This window comes from Amycolatopsis roodepoortensis, assembly GCF_024628825.1.
In the GTDB taxonomy this organism is placed as follows: Bacteria; Actinomycetota; Actinomycetes; order Mycobacteriales; family Pseudonocardiaceae; genus Amycolatopsis; species Amycolatopsis roodepoortensis.
Window position 1 is genome coordinate 3,202,622 of sequence record NZ_CP102415.1, and the last position, 17,894, is coordinate 3,220,515.

The 17,894-nt window shown below is 69.2% G+C and carries 15 protein-coding genes; 2 read left to right on the top strand and 13 right to left on the bottom strand.

What is annotated here, in order from left to right; genetic code table 11:
- Positions 1–6: 6 nt before the first annotated feature.
- From NQK81_RS14970 to NQK81_RS14980, 3 genes are all read right to left on the bottom strand, one after another.
- On the bottom strand, positions 7–738 hold the full coding sequence (locus tag NQK81_RS14970) for an ABC transporter permease (RefSeq protein WP_257488676.1): 732 nt from the start codon (positions 736–738) through the stop codon (positions 7–9).
- Positions 735–1,637 (bottom strand): ABC transporter ATP-binding protein, encoded by a 903-nt coding sequence (locus NQK81_RS14975; RefSeq protein WP_257488677.1) that lies wholly within the window; start codon positions 1,635–1,637, stop codon positions 735–737. The genes NQK81_RS14970 and NQK81_RS14975 overlap by 4 nt, the downstream gene beginning before the upstream one ends.
- A 143-nt stretch (positions 1,638–1,780) precedes the next feature.
- A complete protein-coding gene (locus NQK81_RS14980) occupies positions 1,781–3,337 on the bottom strand; it encodes an alpha/beta fold hydrolase (protein ID WP_257488678.1) in 1,557 nt (518 codons plus the stop codon).
- Between the two features lie 290 nt (positions 3,338–3,627).
- Here NQK81_RS14980 and NQK81_RS14985 point away from each other — a divergent pair, with 290 nt between their 5' ends.
- Complete coding sequence (locus NQK81_RS14985; protein WP_257488679.1) at positions 3,628–4,800, top strand: macrolide family glycosyltransferase; 1,173 nt, start codon at positions 3,628–3,630, stop codon at positions 4,798–4,800.
- An 84-nt stretch (positions 4,801–4,884) separates the two neighbouring features.
- On the opposite strand, the gene NQK81_RS14990 is transcribed toward NQK81_RS14985, so the two are convergent.
- From NQK81_RS14990 to NQK81_RS15010, 5 genes are all read right to left on the bottom strand, one after another.
- A complete protein-coding gene (locus NQK81_RS14990) occupies positions 4,885–6,621 on the bottom strand; it encodes an aminotransferase class V-fold PLP-dependent enzyme (RefSeq protein WP_257488680.1) in 1,737 nt (578 codons plus the stop codon).
- A complete protein-coding gene (locus NQK81_RS14995; RefSeq protein ID WP_306856040.1) occupies positions 6,618–7,385 on the bottom strand; it encodes an amino acid ABC transporter ATP-binding protein in 768 nt (255 codons plus the stop codon). The genes NQK81_RS14990 and NQK81_RS14995 overlap by 4 nt, the downstream gene beginning before the upstream one ends.
- Positions 7,378–8,280 carry an amino acid ABC transporter permease gene (locus NQK81_RS15000; protein ID WP_257488681.1) on the bottom strand — a complete coding sequence of 301 codons (903 nt, stop codon included), beginning with the start codon at positions 8,278–8,280 and terminating at the stop codon, positions 7,378–7,380. The genes NQK81_RS14995 and NQK81_RS15000 overlap by 8 nt, the downstream gene beginning before the upstream one ends.
- Entirely contained in the window at positions 8,267–9,235 is a 969-nt protein-coding gene (locus NQK81_RS15005) for an ABC transporter substrate-binding protein (RefSeq protein ID WP_257488682.1), read from the bottom strand. Before NQK81_RS15005 ends, NQK81_RS15000 begins: the two co-directional genes overlap by 14 nt.
- Positions 9,236–9,542: 307 nt before the next feature.
- Entirely contained in the window at positions 9,543–10,760 is a 1,218-nt protein-coding gene (locus NQK81_RS15010) for a family 8 glycosyl hydrolase (protein ID WP_257488683.1), read from the bottom strand.
- A gap of 142 nt (positions 10,761–10,902) precedes the next feature.
- Between NQK81_RS15010 and NQK81_RS15015 the strand changes: the two genes are divergently transcribed.
- Complete coding sequence (locus tag NQK81_RS15015; RefSeq protein ID WP_257488684.1) at positions 10,903–11,304, top strand: PPOX class F420-dependent oxidoreductase; 402 nt, start codon at positions 10,903–10,905, stop codon at positions 11,302–11,304.
- On the opposite strand, the gene NQK81_RS15020 is transcribed toward NQK81_RS15015, so the two are convergent.
- From NQK81_RS15020 to NQK81_RS15040, 5 genes are all read right to left on the bottom strand, one after another.
- A complete protein-coding gene (locus tag NQK81_RS15020; protein WP_126737180.1) occupies positions 11,301–11,840 on the bottom strand; it encodes a TetR/AcrR family transcriptional regulator in 540 nt (179 codons plus the stop codon). The two genes, NQK81_RS15015 and NQK81_RS15020, sit on opposite strands and share 4 nt — an antisense overlap.
- The gene (locus NQK81_RS15025; RefSeq protein ID WP_257488685.1) at positions 11,840–13,405 is read right to left on the bottom strand and encodes a long-chain-fatty-acid--CoA ligase; all 1,566 of its coding nucleotides are present in this window, start codon (positions 13,403–13,405) and stop codon (positions 11,840–11,842) included. Before NQK81_RS15025 ends, NQK81_RS15020 begins: the two co-directional genes overlap by 1 nt.
- Before the next feature lie 68 nt (positions 13,406–13,473).
- Positions 13,474–14,679 (bottom strand): GTPase, encoded by a 1,206-nt coding sequence (locus NQK81_RS15030; protein ID WP_257488686.1) that lies wholly within the window; start codon positions 14,677–14,679, stop codon positions 13,474–13,476.
- Positions 14,676–16,442, bottom strand: a complete 1,767-nt coding sequence (locus NQK81_RS15035; RefSeq protein ID WP_257488687.1) for a dynamin family protein — start codon at positions 16,440–16,442, stop codon at positions 14,676–14,678. Before NQK81_RS15035 ends, NQK81_RS15030 begins: the two co-directional genes overlap by 4 nt.
- A gap of 123 nt (positions 16,443–16,565) precedes the next feature.
- The gene (locus tag NQK81_RS15040) at positions 16,566–17,639 is read right to left on the bottom strand and encodes an IniB N-terminal domain-containing protein (RefSeq protein ID WP_257488688.1); all 1,074 of its coding nucleotides are present in this window, start codon (positions 17,637–17,639) and stop codon (positions 16,566–16,568) included.
- Positions 17,640–17,894 lie beyond the last annotated feature (255 nt).

The following is a 17,894-nucleotide window of genomic DNA, read 5'->3' on the forward strand; positions in this document are numbered from 1 at the left end:
ACGGGTTCACAGTCTCGCCGTGTCTAGCCGGAACCTCGCCATCACCACGAGCGCGGGGATCACCAGCCACGCCGCGAGCACCGCGACGGCGGTCAGCGTGCCCGCACCGCCGAGCACCGGCGCGCGGCCGATCTCACCGAGCCAGTACGTCGGCATGAGCTGTCCCGCGGTGTTCATCCAGCCGGGCAGGACCTGCAGCGGGATCCACAGCCCGCCGAACATGCCCAGCGGCAGCATCAGCGCACCGGTCACGGCCTGGACGGTGTCACCCTTGCCGAACAGGCCGATCATCAGGCCCAGCACCGCGAACGGCAGCGTCCCGAGCCACAGCGTGCCGAAGATGGTCAGCCATTGGCCGGTTTCGAGCCGGATGCCGCGGATCATCCCGGCCGCGAAGATCACCAGCAGCACGGGCAACGCGACGAACAATCCCGCCGACACCTTGACCATCAGATAGCCCGGCGCCCGCATCGGGGTCAGCCGCAGGGTGCGCTGCCAGCCGTCGGTGCGCTCGGTGGCGACGCGGGTGCCGGTGAACAGCGCGGCGGTCATGGCGCCGTAGGCGGCCATGTTCACCATCGTCACCGTCGCGGTCGAGACCCCGGGAGCGATGTCGCGAGCGCCGAAGATCCCGCCGAACAACAGGAACATCGCCAAGGGCATGCCGATGGTGAACAACGCGAACTGCGGGCTGCGGACGATGCGCTTGATCTCCAGCGCCAGGTAGTTCAGGTTCATCTCACGGCTCCTTCGGCCTCGTCGGCGGTCAGCGCGATGAAGGCCTCTTCCAGTCCCACGGCGGTGATTTCGATGTCCGCAGCGAGCGGGAACTCGCGCAGCAGGCCGCGGATGGCGGCGTCGGAATCGGCACAGCTCAGTTCCGCGTGCCCGGCGCGCAGCACCGCGCGCGACACCCCGGGCAGCGCGGCGAGCGTGGCCTCGGTGGCCTGCGGGACGACGGCACGCAGCACACGTCCGGCGACCGCGGCCCGGACCTCACCGACCGGACCGTCCGCGACCACCCGGCCGTGCCGCATCAGTACGACGCGGTCCGCGTAGTCCTCGGCCTCGGCGAGGTAGTGCGTCGCGAAGAGGACCGTGCGGCCCGTCTCGGTGTACTCGCGCATCGACGCCCAGAAGCGGCGGCGCCCGTCGACGTCCATGGCGGCGGTCGGCTCGTCGAGCACCAGGAGGTCCGGATCGCCGACCAGCGCGAGCGCGAACCGCACCCGCTGCTGTTCACCGCCGGAAAGCTTTCCGCAGCGGCGGTTCGCGTATTCGGCGACGCCGGCGCGTTTGAGTACCTCCCCGACCGGCAGCGCGTTCCGGTGCAGCGAGGCGAACAGGCCGGCGAGTTCGGCGACCGTCGCGTCCCGCAGGAGCGTCCCGTTCTGCGCCATCGCGCCGACCATCCCCCGGTCCATCGCCTCGCTCGCGCTGAGCCCCGCGACCCGCACCTGACCGGCGTCCGGCCTGCTCAGGCCCAGCAGCATGTCGATGGTGGTCGATTTGCCCGCACCGTTCGGCCCGAGCAGCGCCACCACCTCCCCCGGTGCGGCCCGCACGCTGACGTCGTCGACGGCCAGGACGTCGCCGAAGCGCTTGACCAGCCCTTCGAGGCTGAACGCGTCCGCCATGACTTTCCCCCTTCGAGCACTCTGAACTACAAAGCTCACTCGCACTTTGTAACACAAAGTCCCCTGTCGCGGAAACCCCGAATGCGCGTGAAGGCCCCCTTCCCTCGGCTGAGCCGAGGGAAGGGGGCCTTCACGCGCATTGCCTAGGCGGGCACCCGGGAGGTGGCCGCGTCAGGAACCGAAGCGGGTGCCGGAGGCGGCACCGGGAGCGGCAGCGGCGCGCATTCGACGTCCGCCGTGCGCCCGGGCTTGCGGTCGGGCAGCGCCCCGGTAGCCAGGTAGTCCGCGATCCGGTTGTCGACGCAAGCGTTGCCGCGCGGGGTGATGGCGTGGCTCGTGCCGCCCGGCTCACCGATCAGGCGCGCACCGGGGAACCGGCTACGCACCTCGAGGCTGCCTTCGTACGGCGTCGCCGCGTCGAGCGTCTCGCCGATCATCAGCACACTCGGCACCTTCGAGCCGTCGACCTTCACCGGCTTGGCGGGCTTCGCGGGCCAGTACAGGCAAGGAGCGTTGAACCAGGCGTTCTGCCACGTGAAGTACGGCGCCTTCTCGTACGTGCGCCAGTTGTCGCGCTTCCACTGCTGCCAGCTCGGCGGCCACTTCACGTCGGTGCACTGGACGGCGAGGTAGACGGCGTACCCGTTGTCGTCACCGCGGCCGCCGAAGGCCTCGAACAGCCCCTTCATCGTCTGCCAGTCGCCCTTGTTGACGAACTTCGCGAGCGCGTCGCCGAGCAGCGTCCAGCGCAGCTGGTAGTACGACGCCTGCTGGAAGACGTCGATGAACTCGTCCGGCCCGATGTAGCCGCCTGCCGGAACCGCCGCCAGCTTCTTCAACTGCTCGTCGAAGACCTGCTTCACCGCGGCCTGCGTCTTGCCGAGGTGGTACACGTCGTCGTGCGACGCGACCCAGCCGAACCAGATGTTCAGGTTGACGTCGAAGGCCACGTCCTGATTCAGGTTGGCCTGATACCAGACGTTGCGAGGGTCCACAGTGGAATCGAGGACCATCCGCCGGACGTGCTGCGGGAACAGCGTCCCGTAGACCTGGCCGAGATAGGTGCCGTAGGAGTACCCGTAGAAGTTCAGCTGCTCCACGCGGAGCGCCTTGCGGATACTCTCCATGTCCTTGACCGTGTCGGTCGTCTTGATGTTCTCCAGCAGCGCGCGGCTGTTCTTCTCCGCGCACGCGTCGGCGTAGGACTTCGAACGCTGCAGCCAGGTCTTCTCCAGCTGCCGCGTCGTCGGCACGTAGTTCGGCCGGTTGTAGTCCATGTAGTCCGGGATGCACGAAAGCGCCGGTTTGCTGGACCCGACACCGCGCGGGTCGAAACCGACCCAGTCGTAGGCGTCGCCGGCGCGGTTCGGCACACGCGTCCCGCGGGTGGCGAGCAGCAGCCCGGAGCCGCCGGGACCGCCCGGGTTGGTGAGCATGACGCCCTGGTACTGCGCCTCGGGTGTCTTGTGCTTGACACGGCTGAGCGCGAGCTGGATCTTCTCGCCTCGCGGCCGCGAATAGTCCAGCGGAACGGGCAGGTAACCGCATTCGGCACCCGCGTTGATCAACGTCTGGTCGGTACAGGCGCCCCAGGTGATCGTCTCGGCGGGTTGCGTCTCTTCCGCGGCGACGGCGGGCGTGGTCACCGCGACCGACGCGAGCGTGGCGACGGCCAGCGCGGTGATGAGCACACGTCTCAAGGTTTCTCCCTTTCCCTCCAAAGGTGAAAGCCCCGAAACCCTATCCACGTCCATGACCTGCGGAAGCCTTCCGGCGAAGGTCCCTACCAACGGCGGGTCCCGATCGCGGCAAACCGGGCAACCCGTTAATCGGTTGGGCGGCCTCGCGGGGATCGCTAGGCTGTCGATCATGATCTACTTCATCCGCATGCGCACCGCCTGAGACGGCGTGACCGCAGGGCCTCCCGCGATCGGGAGGCCCCCTTTCTGCGCGCCGTCTGACATTCCTTCACGGATTCGGACAGGACATCATGCAGAACCAGCACATCGCCATGATCGGCAGCACCGCCCCGAGTCACATCTATCCGTCGCTCGCGATCATCCGTGAGCTGGTCGCTCGCGGGCATCGGGTCAGCTACGCCGTGGGCGAGCCGCTCACCGGGCTGATCGAGCCGACCGGGGCCGAGGTGGTCGCGCACCCGTCGATCCTCCCGCTCGGTGATCAGGCGGCGTGGCCGGAGGATCCGGCGTCGCAGATGCGGGTCTTCCTCGACGAGGGCATCCAGGCGATGCCGGTGCTCACCGATTTCTACGACGACAACCGCCCGGACCTGCTGCTCTACGACATCGGCGGGCTCCCGGCTCCGCTGCTGGCCAGGCGGTACGACGTTCCCGCGGTCCAGCTTTCCCCGACGTATGTCGCCTGGGAAGGCTACGAAGAGGACATGGGCGAGATGCTGACCGCGATCCGGACCTCACCGTCCGGAAAGGACTATTTCGCCACGTTCACCCGCTGGCTGAACGAGAACGGCATCGAGGCCGACGCCTGGGACTGGATCTCCCATCCGCCCCAGGTGCTCGCGCTCCTGCCGAAGGCGATGCAGCCGAACGTCGAACGCGTGCCGTCGTCGGTCCGGTTCGTCGGCCCGGCGCTGGACCCGGAACGCCTCGCCGACCGGAGCTGGACCCCGCCGTCCAGCGGCAGGAAGGTCCTGCTGATGTCGCTCGGCACGGCGTTCACCGACCAGCTCGACCTGTTCCGCGCCTGCGTGGACGGGTTCCGCGATTCGGACTGGCACGTCGTCATCTCGATCGGCCAGACCGATCCGGCCGAGCTCGGGCCGCTGCCGGACCACATCGAGGTCCATCAGTTCGTGCCGCAACTCGCGGTGCTGGAGGCCGCGTCGGCGTTCATCACGCACGCCGGCATGGGCGGCAGCACGGAATCGCTGTGGTACGGCGTGCCGACCGTCGCGATCCCGCTGGCCACCGACGGTTTCGGCAACGCGGCGAAACTGGCGGAACTCGGCGTCGGCGAGCAGCTTCCGGCCGACGAGGTGACGGCCTCGACGTTGCGGGCCGCGGTCGAGCGGGTCGCCGGGTCGCCGGAGGTGGCCGCGCGGCTGGCCGAGGTGCGGGCCGAGACGCGCGGGAACGGCGGCATCGACAAGGCCGCCGACGCCGTGGAGTCCTTCCTGGGCTAGGCCCGTTCACGTAACTCGCGTGATTGGAGCCGTAACTCACGTGATTGGAGGCGGAACACCGTGTTACGCCTCCAATCACGCGAGTTACGCGGTTCCGCCCGCCCGGATCTCGTTCAGGTAGTTGTAGATCGTGTAGCGCGTGACGTCGAGTTCCCCGGCGAGGTGGTCCACCGAGTCCTTGATGAGGAAGAACCCGGCCTCGTCCAGTTCGCGGACGACGGCCGCCTTGTGCCGTTTCTTCATCAGGTCCACCGGGATCCCGGCCTTCGCCACCGCGCGCCCGACCAGGAACCGCTGCAGGCTGTCGACGTCCGGCGGGAACGTCTCGGGTTCGTGCCCGTCGGCCTTCGGCGCGCCGTCGGACAGCCGGTTGACGCACAGGCAGCCGATGGCAACACCGTCGGCGTCCCGTAGGAACAGCGTCGACGAGCGGATCGCCCGGCCGTCGGGGCCGTGGGTCTCGTAGTTCGTCAGATCCTGCGTGGTGCCGCGGCGGACCAGGCCCAGCAGCAGATCCGTCATCGGCCCGCCGACCGTCCGGCCGGTGAGGTCACCCGCGATGGCGACGATCGAGTCCGGCAGCCTGCTCAGGTCGTGCAGCAGGACCTCGTTGCCCGGTCCCAGCATCGCCGCGAGCGCGTGCACCGCCGGGACGAGCGCGGTGAGCAGATCGCCCGAAGCCGCCGACGCGACGACCGGCGCTTGGACCACGGAGACCGGTTTCTTCAGCCGTTCCAACGCCGAACGCACCTGTTCCGCCGCGCTCGCCGGAGTCGACGCGTGCGGCGACAGCCGGACGTGTTCCGGCCGCACGGTCGCGGCGATCCCGGCGTTCGCCAGCGCGGAGCCCACCTGTTCGGCCGCGTGCCCCGGCAGCGTGAAGGCGAGGATCCCCGCCCGCCGGTCGACGGCCGAAACCACTTCCCCGCCCACGGATTTCACGACCTCTTCGAGTTCGCCGACCCGTTCGGCGATCCGGCCGGCGATGGCTCCGACGCCCGCCTCCTCGACCAGCTCCAGCGCGGCCGCGAACGCGCCCGACGTGATCGGGCTCAGATTGGAGATCGACCACGAGGCCGCGGTCTCGTCGGCGGGATGGATCTCGTCGTCGAACAGGCCCGGATCGCGGGCGCCGGTCCAGCCGGACAGGATCGGTTCCATCCGCTCCAGCGCGCGGTCGGACAGCACGGCGAAACCGGTGCCCCAGCCCGCCCGCAGCCACTTCTGCCCGCCGACGACGAGCACGTCCGCGACCTCCCACGGCGCCTCGGTCACCCCGAAGCCCTGGATGCCGTCGACCACGAGCAGCCGGTCCCCCACCGCGTCCCGGATCGCCGCCAGATCGGCGCGGTAGCCGGTCCGGAAGTCGACCGCGCTCACGCTGACCAGCGACGTCTCCGGCGTCAGCGCCGCATTGACCGCGTCCGCGGTGACGTTCCCGAGCGGCAGCCGCCGCACGGTCAGCCGCCCCGCCTGTTCGGCCCGCGCCCACGGGTAGGTGTTGGCCGGGAACTCCGCCGCCGACACCAGCGCCTCGCCGCCGGGCGCGTTGAACGCCGCCTGGAACAACCCGAGACTGGTGTGCGGCAACAGCACCGTGTGGTCGGTGTCGCTGCCGGAAAGCCGCGCGGCGGCGGCCTTGGCCCTGGTCTCCTGCCGCATCAGGTCGTCCACAGTGGACGGACCGGCCTTGGTCGAGGCGTCGAGCAGGCTCGCCGTCGTGTCGAGCACGGCGTGCGACGGGGGGCCGAACCGCGCGAAGTCGAGGTACCCGGCCGGTTCGTCGAACTGCAGCAGATACCGCGGGGAGATCCGCGTCATGCGAGGACCCGTGCCAGGAACTGCTTGGTCCGCTCGTGCTTCGGGGCGCTCAGGATCTCCCCCGGCGGGCCGGTCTCGACGACCACGCCGTCGGCCATGAACACCACCTCGTCCGCGGCCTCGGCCGCGAACCCCATCTCGTGCGTCACCACGACCATCGTCATCCCCTCCGCGGCCAACGTACCCATCACCGCCAGCACCTCGCCCACGAGTTCCGGGTCGAGCGCCGACGTCGGCTCGTCGAACAGCATCAGCTTCGGTTTCATCGCCAGCGACCGGGCGATCGCGACCCGCTGCTGCTGCCCGCCCGACAGCTGCGCCGGGTAGGCGTCGGCGCGGTGCGCGAGGCCGACCCTGTCGAGCAGTTCGAGCGCCTGTTCCCTGGCCTCTTCCATGGGGACACCGAGCACCCGCACCGGCCCTTCGACGACGTTCTGCAGCGCCGTCCGGTGGCCGAACAGGTTGAACCGCTGGAACACCATGCCGATGTCGCGCCGCTGCCGGGCGACCTCGCGTTCCTTCAGTTCGTACAGTTTGCCGTTGCGCAGCCGGAACCCGATCGGCTCGCCGTCCACCCAGACCTGACCGGCGTCGATCGTCTCCAGGTGGTTGACACAGCGCAGGAAGGTGCTCTTCCCCGCGCCCGACGGGCCGAGCAGGCAGACCACCTGTCCTTTGTGGACTTCGAGGTCGATCCCGCCCAGTACCTCGGTGTGGCCGTAGCTCTTGCGGACGCCGACGGCCTTGAGCAGTGGCTCAGACACGTTCACTCCTCACCAGCGGGGCGGTGCGCAACGCCTTGGCGGCGCGGGAGAACGGGCTCTTCGACCGGTCTTCGGAGTCGAAGGCGCGTTCCAGATAGTGCTGCCCGACCCCGGCGACGGTCACCACGACCATGTACCAGACCGCGGCGGCCAGCAGGGTCTCCATCACCAGCAGGTTGTTGGACGAGATGTTGTTGGCGGCGTGGATCAGTTCGGTCACGCCGATCACCGACGCCATCGACGTCCCCTTGAGCATGTTGATGAAGTCGTTGCCCGTCGGCGGGATGATCACCCGCATCGCCTGCGGCAGCACCACGCGGCGCAGCGTCGCGCCCGGCGACATCCCGATCGACTTCGCCGCCTCGGTCTGTCCACTGTCGACACTGTTCAGCCCGGCGCGGACGATCTCCGCCATGTACGCGCTTTCGTTGAGCGCCAGGCCGAGCAGCGCCGCGGTGAACGCGGTGATCAGCACGTTGGTCTGCTCGTGGAGCAGGTGGCCGCCGAACGGCAACGGGATCGAGATGAACTCGAAGACCAGCGCCAGGTTGTACCAGATCAGGATCTGCAACAGCACCGGAAGCCCGCGGAACAGCCAGATGTAGCCCGCCGCGAACCAGCGCGCCACCGGATTCGCCGAGCGGCGCATCAGGGCGATCACGATCCCGATGACGATCGCCGAACCCTGCGCGATCACCGCGAGGAGCACGGTGTTGAGCAGGCCGACCGCCATCACCCGGTACCACAGGAACTCCGGGACCGACTCCCACTGGATCTGCGCGTTCGCGAGCGCGATGCCGAGCAGCACCAGCAGCGCGAGGATGACGACGGCGCTGACCCAGCGGCCCCAGTGCCTCAGCCGGACGATCGGCAATGGCTCACTAGCTTCCGCCATTGAGCTTCGCCTCCTTGACCGCGCCCTGCTCGACGCCCCAGGCCTGGAGGATCTTGCCGTAGCCACCGTCGGCGATCAGCGACTGCAGCGCGTTGCGGATCGACTCCGCGAGCGGCTTGTTCTCCTTGTTGACGCCGATCCCGTACGGTCCGCCGTTGATCGGCTCGCCGGGGACGACCTCGAAGAACTTGCCCTCGCCCGCGGTCCGCGAGATGTACACCGCGCTGGGCAGGTCGTTGAGGATGGCGGCGACCCGGCCGGTGCGGAGCTGGTTCTGGTTCTGCGTGTCGGAATCGGTGGCGGTCACGGTCAGCGCGGGCTTGCCCGCCTGGGTGCACTTGCCGTTCTGCTCTTCGGCGAACTTCTGGTGGCTCGTCCCCTGCACGACCGCGACGTTCTTGCCGCACAACGTGTCCGGGCCGGAGATCTGGTCGGGGTTGCCCTTGCGGACCATGATCGTGATACCGGACGAGAAGTAGTCCACGAAGTCGATCTGCGCCTGACGGGTCTTGGTGTCGTTCATCGCGGCCATCGTGAGATCGACGCGGCCGGACTGGAGGCTGGTGATCAGCGAGCCGAACGCCATGTCCTGGTGGTGCACGGTGACGCCCAGCTTCTTGCCGATGGCCTTGGCGAGATCGACCTCGTAGCCGATCGGGGTCTTGCCGTCGGCGGCGTAGAAGTTGTTGGGCGCGGACTGCAGGTTCGAGGCCAGGTGCAGCATCCCGGCCTGCGCGTACTTCGCGGGCAGGGTGCCGGCGACGGCGGCGTCCTTCTGGACGGACTCGATCAGCGCGGCCGTGTCCGGGATCGCGGCGGGGGCGCCCGGGGCGGCGGGTTCCTGGCCGCCGGCCCCGTCGGGCCCGCCTCCGCAGGCCGCGGTGACGAGCGCGGCCAGGCCGGTGAGCACGGCCAGGCGCCAGGTTCGGGTCAAGGTGAGCGGCGTCGACGGCATGACGGACCTCCACGGGGGCTTCAGGTGGTCGCCGACGCTACAACTGGCTGTTGAAGTGGTCAACTCACAGTTGAAATCCTGTCCGGTGGATGTCCGTTTCGCGCGACTTCCACGACCACCCGCACCTTGCCCACCTGAAGGTGTGAAGGTCGAGTTTCCTCGGCTGAGCCGAGGGAAGGGGTCCTTCACGCGCAGCCGTTGTGACTGTTGATGCAGGCGGGGCGCATGTGGCGATCAGCAAGGTTCGCGCGTGAAGGCCCCCTTCACGCGGCTGAGCCGAGGGAAGGGGGCCTTCACGCGAGTGCGGTCAGACCGCGATGTAGTTCCCCGAGAGGATGAGCAGGACCTGCAGGGTGATGCCGGTGCCGTAGTAGTCCTTGGCGTTCGGCGTCCAGGTCGTGATCGAGGTCCACAGCTTGTCGAGCCAGGCCTGGCTGCCCGGGTCGTTCATCGCCGCGATGGCGAACGACGCGGTGAAGCAGGGGTGCTGCCCCGTCTGCCCCGGGATCTTGGCGCCCGACAGCAGGTAGCCGGTGGTGATCTTGGCCGGGTCGCCGCCGGTGTTCTGCTGGATCCAGGTGTTCATCTTCCGCACCTGACCCTGCGCGGGGCTCCCCGACACGGTGATGCCGTCGACCCCGAGCCGCCACGGGTCGCGGCAGGCGTTGTAGCTGTACTTGTCGTCCTTGCCCTCGAGGAAATCGAAGGGAGCAGGCTTCGGCGTGGAGTTCGTGTTGACCACGAAGTCGGGGATCAGGCCGGTCTTCGGCGCGTACTGCTGCTGCAGCTGCGTGACCGCCTTCTCCTGCCGGGTCCGGACCTGACCCCAGAACGAGTCCCCGGTGGCCTTCTCGAACGCGCGAAGGTGGCCGGGCATCCAGTCCGAGGAACGCGAGCTGTTGATGTACTTGCCGCTGTCGGCCCAGTCCGCCAGCCGCATGAACTTGGTGGTGGGGTGCACCTCGCTGCGCTTGATCGCCTTGATGATCCGCAGCGCCTCGGCCTTGTAGTTCACCGAACCGCCGCTACCCCAGACCTTGTCGGCGAGGAGGAGGCCGTAGGCGATTTCGAGGTCGCCGTCGGTCGCCGAGTCGACACCGTTGACGCTCGTGCAGCTCTCGTTCTGTTCGGCGGCGTGCAGGTCCTTGTCGATCGACGAAGGGTGCGCCTTCACGAACTTCAGGATGCCGTCGAAGACCGTGCGCGCCTGCGAGTCCTTGCCCGCCATCATCGCCGCGATAGTCATCCCGTAGCCCTGACCCTCGGCAACGAAGGCGTGGTCGGCGTCCGGCGCCTTGACCGCGTACGTGCCGGCCCCGCACTTGGTGGTCAGGAAGTTCTTCTTCCAGTAGTCGTAGTACTTGGCGAGCGCCGCGTCCTGCGCCGACTGGGAGACCGACGGGCGCAGAACGCCCGGCAGGTAAGGGGTCCCCTGAGTGGTCACCGCGGCGGCGGGGGCGGTCGTGGCGACCAGCCCGGCGGTCAGCGCGGCCGCGGCCAGCACTGTCCGAACGGTCTTTCTCATCGGCTCCTCCGGAAACGTCGTTGATGGCGGCGGCGCGTTTCGAGAGTGACACCAGGGACGGTCAAAAACAAGAGAGTTAAGAAAGTTTCCTTACTATTACCTCAAAAGACGTCTTCGTGAACGGTGGCCTAGCGTAGGCCGCATGACGATCGACCTGAGCGCGCGCGGCGAGTCCTTCCGGGACTTCTGGACCGAACGGCACCTCGCCACCCTGACCACGGTCCGCCCCGACGGGACCCCGCACGTCGTCGCGGTGGGGGTCACGGTGGACTTCGAAGCCGGGATCGCCAGGGTGATCACGTTCCGTTCGTCCAAGAAGGCCCGCCTGGTCAAGGAAGCGGGCGAACAGGGCATTCCGGTCGCCGCCTGCCAGATCGACGGGCCGCGGTGGTCCACTTTGGAGGGACGCGCCATACTGCGCGAAGACCCGGAGTCGGTGCGCGACGCCGAAAACCGCTACGCCGCGCGCTACCGGCAGCCCAAGCCGAACCCGGAGCGCGTGGTCGTCGAGATCACCGTGACCCGGGTGCTCGGCAACGCCTAACCCGCGAGCACCAGCCGGGTGTACTCGTCGAGGATGTCGCCGAGGTCGGTGAAACCGCCCGCCGAGGCCACCTGCTGATACCCGACCAGCATCGCCAGCCCGAGCGAGGTCACGACCTCGGCGCGGCGCCGGTCGGGGATCAGCTCGGCCACCACCTTCCCGACCGTCCTGACCCGGGCGTCGTCGACGCGTTTCTGCGCCATGCGAACGGTTTCGTCGTTCGCCGCCCAGGCGCGGATGGCCGCCTCCGCGCGATGCCGGAGGCCGCGGGTCAGGCTCATCAGCGCGGCGAAATCCGCCTCGGGGCCGCCGGATCCGAAATCCAGTTCCCGCAGGATCCGCACCTGCCGTTGCGCCCAGAACTCGAGCAGCGCGCCGACGAAACCCGGCCAGCCGCCGAAATGGTGGTAGAAGGATCCGCTGGTGACGCCGAGGCGTTTGCCGAGCGTGCCCACGTTGAGCCCGGCGAACCCCGACTCGGCGAGGATGTCCAGCGCCGCGTCGAAGTACTCCTCGCGGCTGACGATCGACGGCATCAGACGGCCCGTTCCCGCCCTTCCCAGTACGGCCGCCGCAGGGTGCGTTTGAGGATCTTGCCGGTCGCGTTGCGCGGCAACGCCTCCACGATCTCGACCGTACGCGGGCATTTGTAGTGCGCCAGGCGTTCCCGGCAGTACTCGACGAGTTCGACGGCGTCGACCTCCTGCCCGGGCGCGGGCGCGACGACCGCCTTGATCTGCTCACCCCAGCGCTCGTCGGGGACACCGATGACGGCGACCTCGCCGACCGCGGGATGTTCGGCGATGACTCGTTCCACCTCGGGCGAGTACACGTTCTCACCGCCGGTGATGATCATGTCCTTGACGCGGTCCTCGATGAAGACGAACCCGCCGTCGTCGACCCTGCCGACGTCACCGCTGCGGACCCAGCCGTCGACGATCGTTTCGGCCGTCGCCTCGGGTTTGCCCAGATAGCCCGCCATCGCCTGATCGGTGCGGAACCACAGCTCCCCCGGGGTCCCCGGTTCGGTGTCTTCGAGGGTCGCCGGGTCGACGACGCGCATCCCCACCCCGGGCAGCACCGTGCCCGCCGACGCCAGCCGCTCCGGCCGGGCGGCGTCGCGATGCGCCTCCGGATCGAGCGCCGTCACCACACCCGACAGTTCTGTCATGCCGTAGACCTGCACGAACCTGGTGTCCGGCCAGGCCGCGAGCGACTTCCGCAGCAACGGGAGCGGCATCGGCGAAGCGCCGTAACCGAGGTACTTCAACCGCGAGAACGCGGCGACGGCCTGCTCCCCCGCCTGCATGATCCCGGCGACCACGGCGGGCACCAGGAACGCGTGCGTGACCCCTTCGGCCAGCGCGCCCAGCAGCGACTTGCCGTCGGGCTCGCGGGTCATCGTCGTCGGCCGCCCGTAGTGGAAACCGATGATCGCGTAACAACTCCCGCCGACATGGAACAGCGGCATCGCGACCAGATTGCGGTCGCCGTCGCCCATCGGGAACTGCGCTCCGGCGTTCCGGCTGTGCGCCAACAGGTTCCGGTGCGTGAGCACGGCGCCCTTGGGGAATCCGGTGGTACCGCTGGTGTAGATGATCAGCGCGCCGTCGTGTTCGTCGACCTCGGGTGACACCCCGGCGGGGGCCGCGCCGGCCAGGAAGTCCTCGTACTGGTCGCTTTCCCCTCCGACGACGATCACGCGCTCGACCGACGGCAGCCGATCGCGCAATGCCTCGACGGCGGGCAGTGATTCCGGGCCGGCGAAAACGATCCGCGCGCCGCTGTCGCCGAGGACGTACGCGAGTTCCTCCGGAGCGAGACGCCAGTTGACGACCGCGTTCGCCGCCCCGAGCGAGGACGCGCCGAAGGTCACCTCCAGGCAGGCGGGCGTGTTCTTGTCGACGAAGGCGACCCTGTCGCCCCTGCCGATCCCGGCAGCCGCCAGCGCGCCGGTGACCCGCCTCGCCCGCTCGTCGAACTGGGCCCAGGTGAGCCTCCGACCCTGGAACGAGAGGGCTTCCCGCTCGGGGATCGTCTTCGCCCAATGCGCGAAAAGTTCACCGAGAAGCCGTACATCCGGACGCGCGTCGTCGGGCATACCGGACCCCTTTCGCCTGGTCAGAGCCACCATAGAGAGGTCTATGGTGACTCGGTGACCGGCAGGCGTCAAGCCACGAACAGGCTGAGCAGTCCTTCGACCGAGCGCACGATCACGCGGGCGGCCGCGCGTTCGGCGTGCGCGGCGTCGGCCCGTTCCGCCTCGTGCCGCCACCGGACGAGCGCGCTTTCGGCACCCGCGTGGATCTCGGCCGGATCCGCGTCGGGCGCGAGCCCGAGCCGCTCGGTGGGCGCCAGTCCCTGCGCGCCGAGCAACCGGACGGCCTCCTCGGCGAACTCCCCGGACAACGCCGTGCGGCCGCCGCGGATACCGGCGATGAGCCGTAGCTCCCGGAAGTCGTGCGCCGCCGCGGCGAAACGCTCCACGCGCGCGGCGAGCCGGTCGCCGTGCGGAAGTGGTTCCGCGGCGAGAAGACCTTCCAGCCGCACCACCGCCGTGCGCGCCTTCAGCGCCTCGGCGCGCGCGACGAAAGAGCCCGCGAGCGTGTCCCTCAGGTCACCGAGACCGCTGCGGTGCACGAGTTCCGCCGAGAGTTTCAGCCTGCTGTCGCAACCGGTGCGGATCAGGGTGATCGCCAGCCGGACACCGTAGAGCCCGAACCGCGACACCAGATGCTTCCTCGATTCCGGCGGGACCCCCACCGGGAATGGATCGTCCACAAAGGAATCGACGGACAGGAGGTACCGTTCCAGCTCCGGCCGGGAGACCGACGCCAGCGCGCGCAGCACCTCGAATTCGTCGTCCCGCAGCGCTCGCCCCGCGTACCCGAGTTGCCCGGCGACCGCGATGACTCCCTGGAATCCCGCGCAATCCGGGTTCTCGCGCCAGGCCCGCCGCGCCAGCTGTTTCGCGGTGAGCAAGGCGTCGATCCGGCCCGCGCCGACCTCGTCCGCGTGGGCGAGCACCAGTACGGAGTTCACCGCCGTCTGCCGCGCGAACGCCGAACCGCCTGCCTGCCGGGTGCCCGCGAGTTCGTCGGGTTCGAGATAGCGCACCAGGCGCACCGTCGCGTCGACGTGTTCGGCGGGTGCCGGGGTGTCGAACAGCTCGATTTCGCGCAGGGCCCGCGTCGGCCATTCCGCCAGCGCGGAGACCAAAGTGGACTTTCCGGTTCCCGGCGTGCCGGTGAAGCCGACGCGCAGTGGTTCGTCCAGTCGCTCCAGGCATTCCCGCAGCATCGACACCGCGTGCGGGCGATCCCGGTAGTGCGCCGCGGCTTCGTTCAGGAGTTCCCGGACGTCCAGGGGGGTCACGCCGAAAGCTCCCGGCGCGGCGTGGCGCCGGTGCCGAGCGCGCCCGCCTTCCGGTGCAGGGCGGCCAGCCGGTCGATCTCCTTCTTGACCCGCTGGGTGCGCCGGTCCCGTTCGGCGGAGCCGGCGATGATCAGTTCCCGTTGCCGCGTCAGCTCTTCGGACAGCTGGTCGGAGACCGCGGCGAAATGATCGCGCAGGCGCCGCTGCACCTGGCGGACCTCGTCCTTGATCTCCTTGCTGAACCGGATGAACACGTCGTCGACGTGGCGCTGCGCGGCGGCCTTCGCCAGCGCTTGACGTCGCTGCAACCGGGTCCCGCCTTCGTCGCGCACGCTCTTGGTCGCGAACGCGACACCGGCGCCGAGCGACACCGGGTTGATCAGCGGCAGCCCGGCGAGACTGGTGACCAGCCCGAACATCAGCACGCCGCCGTAGGAACCGCGCAATCCGGTGAAGAGTTTCTGCCCGATCTTGAACCGCTCGATCTTGGGCGTGCCGACCTCGGGGATCGAGTCCACGCCGGATCCGGTCAGCGGCAGGTCGGGCGCGTGGCCGTAGTGCGGGCCGAAGGTCGAGGCGACGGCTTGCGCGATCCACTCCGACCGGTCGGACACCCAGTTGTAGTTCGTCTCGACGGCCTCGGCGAGGTTCTCTTCCAGCCAGGTCTGGAAATCCGGCCAGATCTGCACGGGATCGCCTTCGTCGAAGGTGCGGTCGATATGCCGCACGATCATCCGCGTCCGCTCGCGCAGGTCGTACTCGGCGTCGGAGATCAGGTCGGTGATCTCGTCCGACAACATGTTCTGCCAGCGGACGTTCTGCCGCCGCAGTTCCTCGGCGCGCCGTTGTGCCTGGTGCAGCAGCGTGACCTGGTCGACCCCGTTGTCCTGCGAGACCGCGTTGAGCCGCGTCTGGAGTGTCTCGACCAGCTCGACCGCCGCCGCGCGCACGCTCACCGCGGCGGCGAGCGCACGGGTGCGTTCGATCGGGCGCGCGGCCTGCTCCCCCACCCAGTTCAGCAGTTCCGGGAAACCGGACCGTCCGTTGAGGACGGCGTCACCGGCCTTCGCGGCGGCCTGGCGCACCGTCGCGGACACCGGGAAGACGTCGGCGACGACACCGGTCTCGGAGAGTGCCGCGCGATTACGGGCGGCGAGTTCCCGCCAGTCCGGGCTCACGTCGATCTTGGTCAGCGCCAGCACCAGCGCCGGGCACCAGGTGCGGATATGCCTTGCCAGCGCTAGTTCAGCGGGCTGGAGTTCCTGTGTCGCGTCGGAGACGAGGATCACCGCGTGCGCGTCGGCGAGGACGTCGAGGGTGGCCGCCGTGCGCGGGGACCGGGGATCCCCGATCGCCGGGGTGTCCACCAGCACCAGCCCCGTGCCGAGCAGTTCGCGCGGCAGGCCGACTTCGACCCGGCGCAGCGAACCGGGCGGCCGGACTTCGAGTTCCTTGGCCAGGTCACCGACCGGCACGCTTTCCCTGGCATGCCCGACCAGGGTCGCGGCGGGATCGGCGGCGTAGCCGATCTCCGTGGGAACGGTGGGCGTACTCGCGTCCCCGACCGCGCAGACCGGCGCGTTCAACAGCGCGTTGAGCAGGTAACCCTTGCCCTGCTTGGGAAAACCGACCACCGCGATCCGGGTGCCCGGCGCCCGCTGGTCGCGTCTGCGCCGGAGGCGTTCGGCCAGGTCGGCGCGACCGTGGGCGGCACAGGCGTCCAAGGTCTCGTTGAGCACGTCGAGCCAGGCGGGGGCTGTCACGGGGATGCAGTGTTCCCTTAACCAAGCGCGGAATCAATGTGGCATGGGCCAACAATGCCGTGCGGGCCCCGCGACCAGGTGCGGTCGCGGGGCCCCGACAGCCAAAGCTGAAAGATGTTCGTATCAGCCGATGTGGATGTCGTTGTTCGACGCGATGTCGCCGGTGCCGATGTTGACGTCGCCGATGTTGCCGATGGTGCCGGTGACGTCGGAAACCGTGTCGTGGACCTCGGTGACGCCCGCGTGGTTCGCGACGTTGGCCACCTCGTTGGCCACGTTGCCCGTGACCGCGCCGGCCACGTCGCCGTGGTTGGTGGCGATGTCACCGTTGGTGTAGTTGTTCGCGATGTCGTGCACCTTGGTGGTGACGTCGGCGACATCGACGTGACCGATGGTGCTGGTCAGGTCGCCCACCTCGGACAGGAAGTTCGGGGCGTCGCCCGCGACACCGTCGGTGCGCGGCAGGTCACCGGTCAGGTCGCCGACGGCCGGGACCGAGTCGACGGCCGGAACCTGGACGGCGTCCACGGCGGGGACCTCGGGGGCCAGGCCGGTCGCGGTGTCGACGGCGGCGTTGGCGAGGTCGCCGGCCTGGCCGACGGACGCGGCGTCGAGGCCGCGCGAAAGGTCGTCGTTCAGGCCGAAGCCGCCGACGGTGTTGTGCGCGAGGGCGGTCACGCCGGCGGCGGCGTTCGACACGTCGGTCACGTCGGAGACGGCCGGGACGGCGGGCAGGCCCGGGACGTCGACCGGCAGGTCGCCCACGGCCGGGACGGCGGGCAGGCCCAGCTCCGGCAGGCCCGGCACGGCCGGGACACCCGGGAGACCGGTCTCGGGCAGGGCCGGGAGGGCGTCGGCACCGGGGACGGCGACCGGCAGGCCGGCGGTCAGCGCGGTGAGCTGGTCGATCGCGCCCTGGACGCCGTCGGCGCACTCGCCGTCGGTGGAGTTCGTGACGCCACCGAAGCCGGCCAGGCTGTCGGCGGTGGCCGCGGTGTTCCCGGTGAGGTCGGTGACGGTGCCGACCGGCACGAAGTCGAGCACCAGCGGGACGACCTCGTGCACGTCGGCGGCGTTGATGTCACCGAGGCCGGCGTCGGCCAGCACCTGCTGCGGGTCGTTGGCGAACGCCGCACGGGCCGCGGTGTCGTTCAGCAGGTTGAGCGTGAAGTCGTGCAGGGTCTGGACGGAACCCATGAAAGGACTCTCCTGGAGGTCTAGTCGGTGGGGAAGGCACAGCGGCCGGAGGGCACGGCTGAGCGCAGGTCACCGAAGCTAGTGAGCCGGTGCCTCCGGGCACATCGGGGATCACTCCTGGTCGTCGCTCACTCAGCCAATAGGGGATCGGTATGACATCGTTAGGGCGTTAGGGGCTTAACCGAGACGCACTCGGTTGGGTTTAATGCCAACCCTCACCCGGATGGGTCAAGCCGTTCAGGTGAGTGGCCCTAT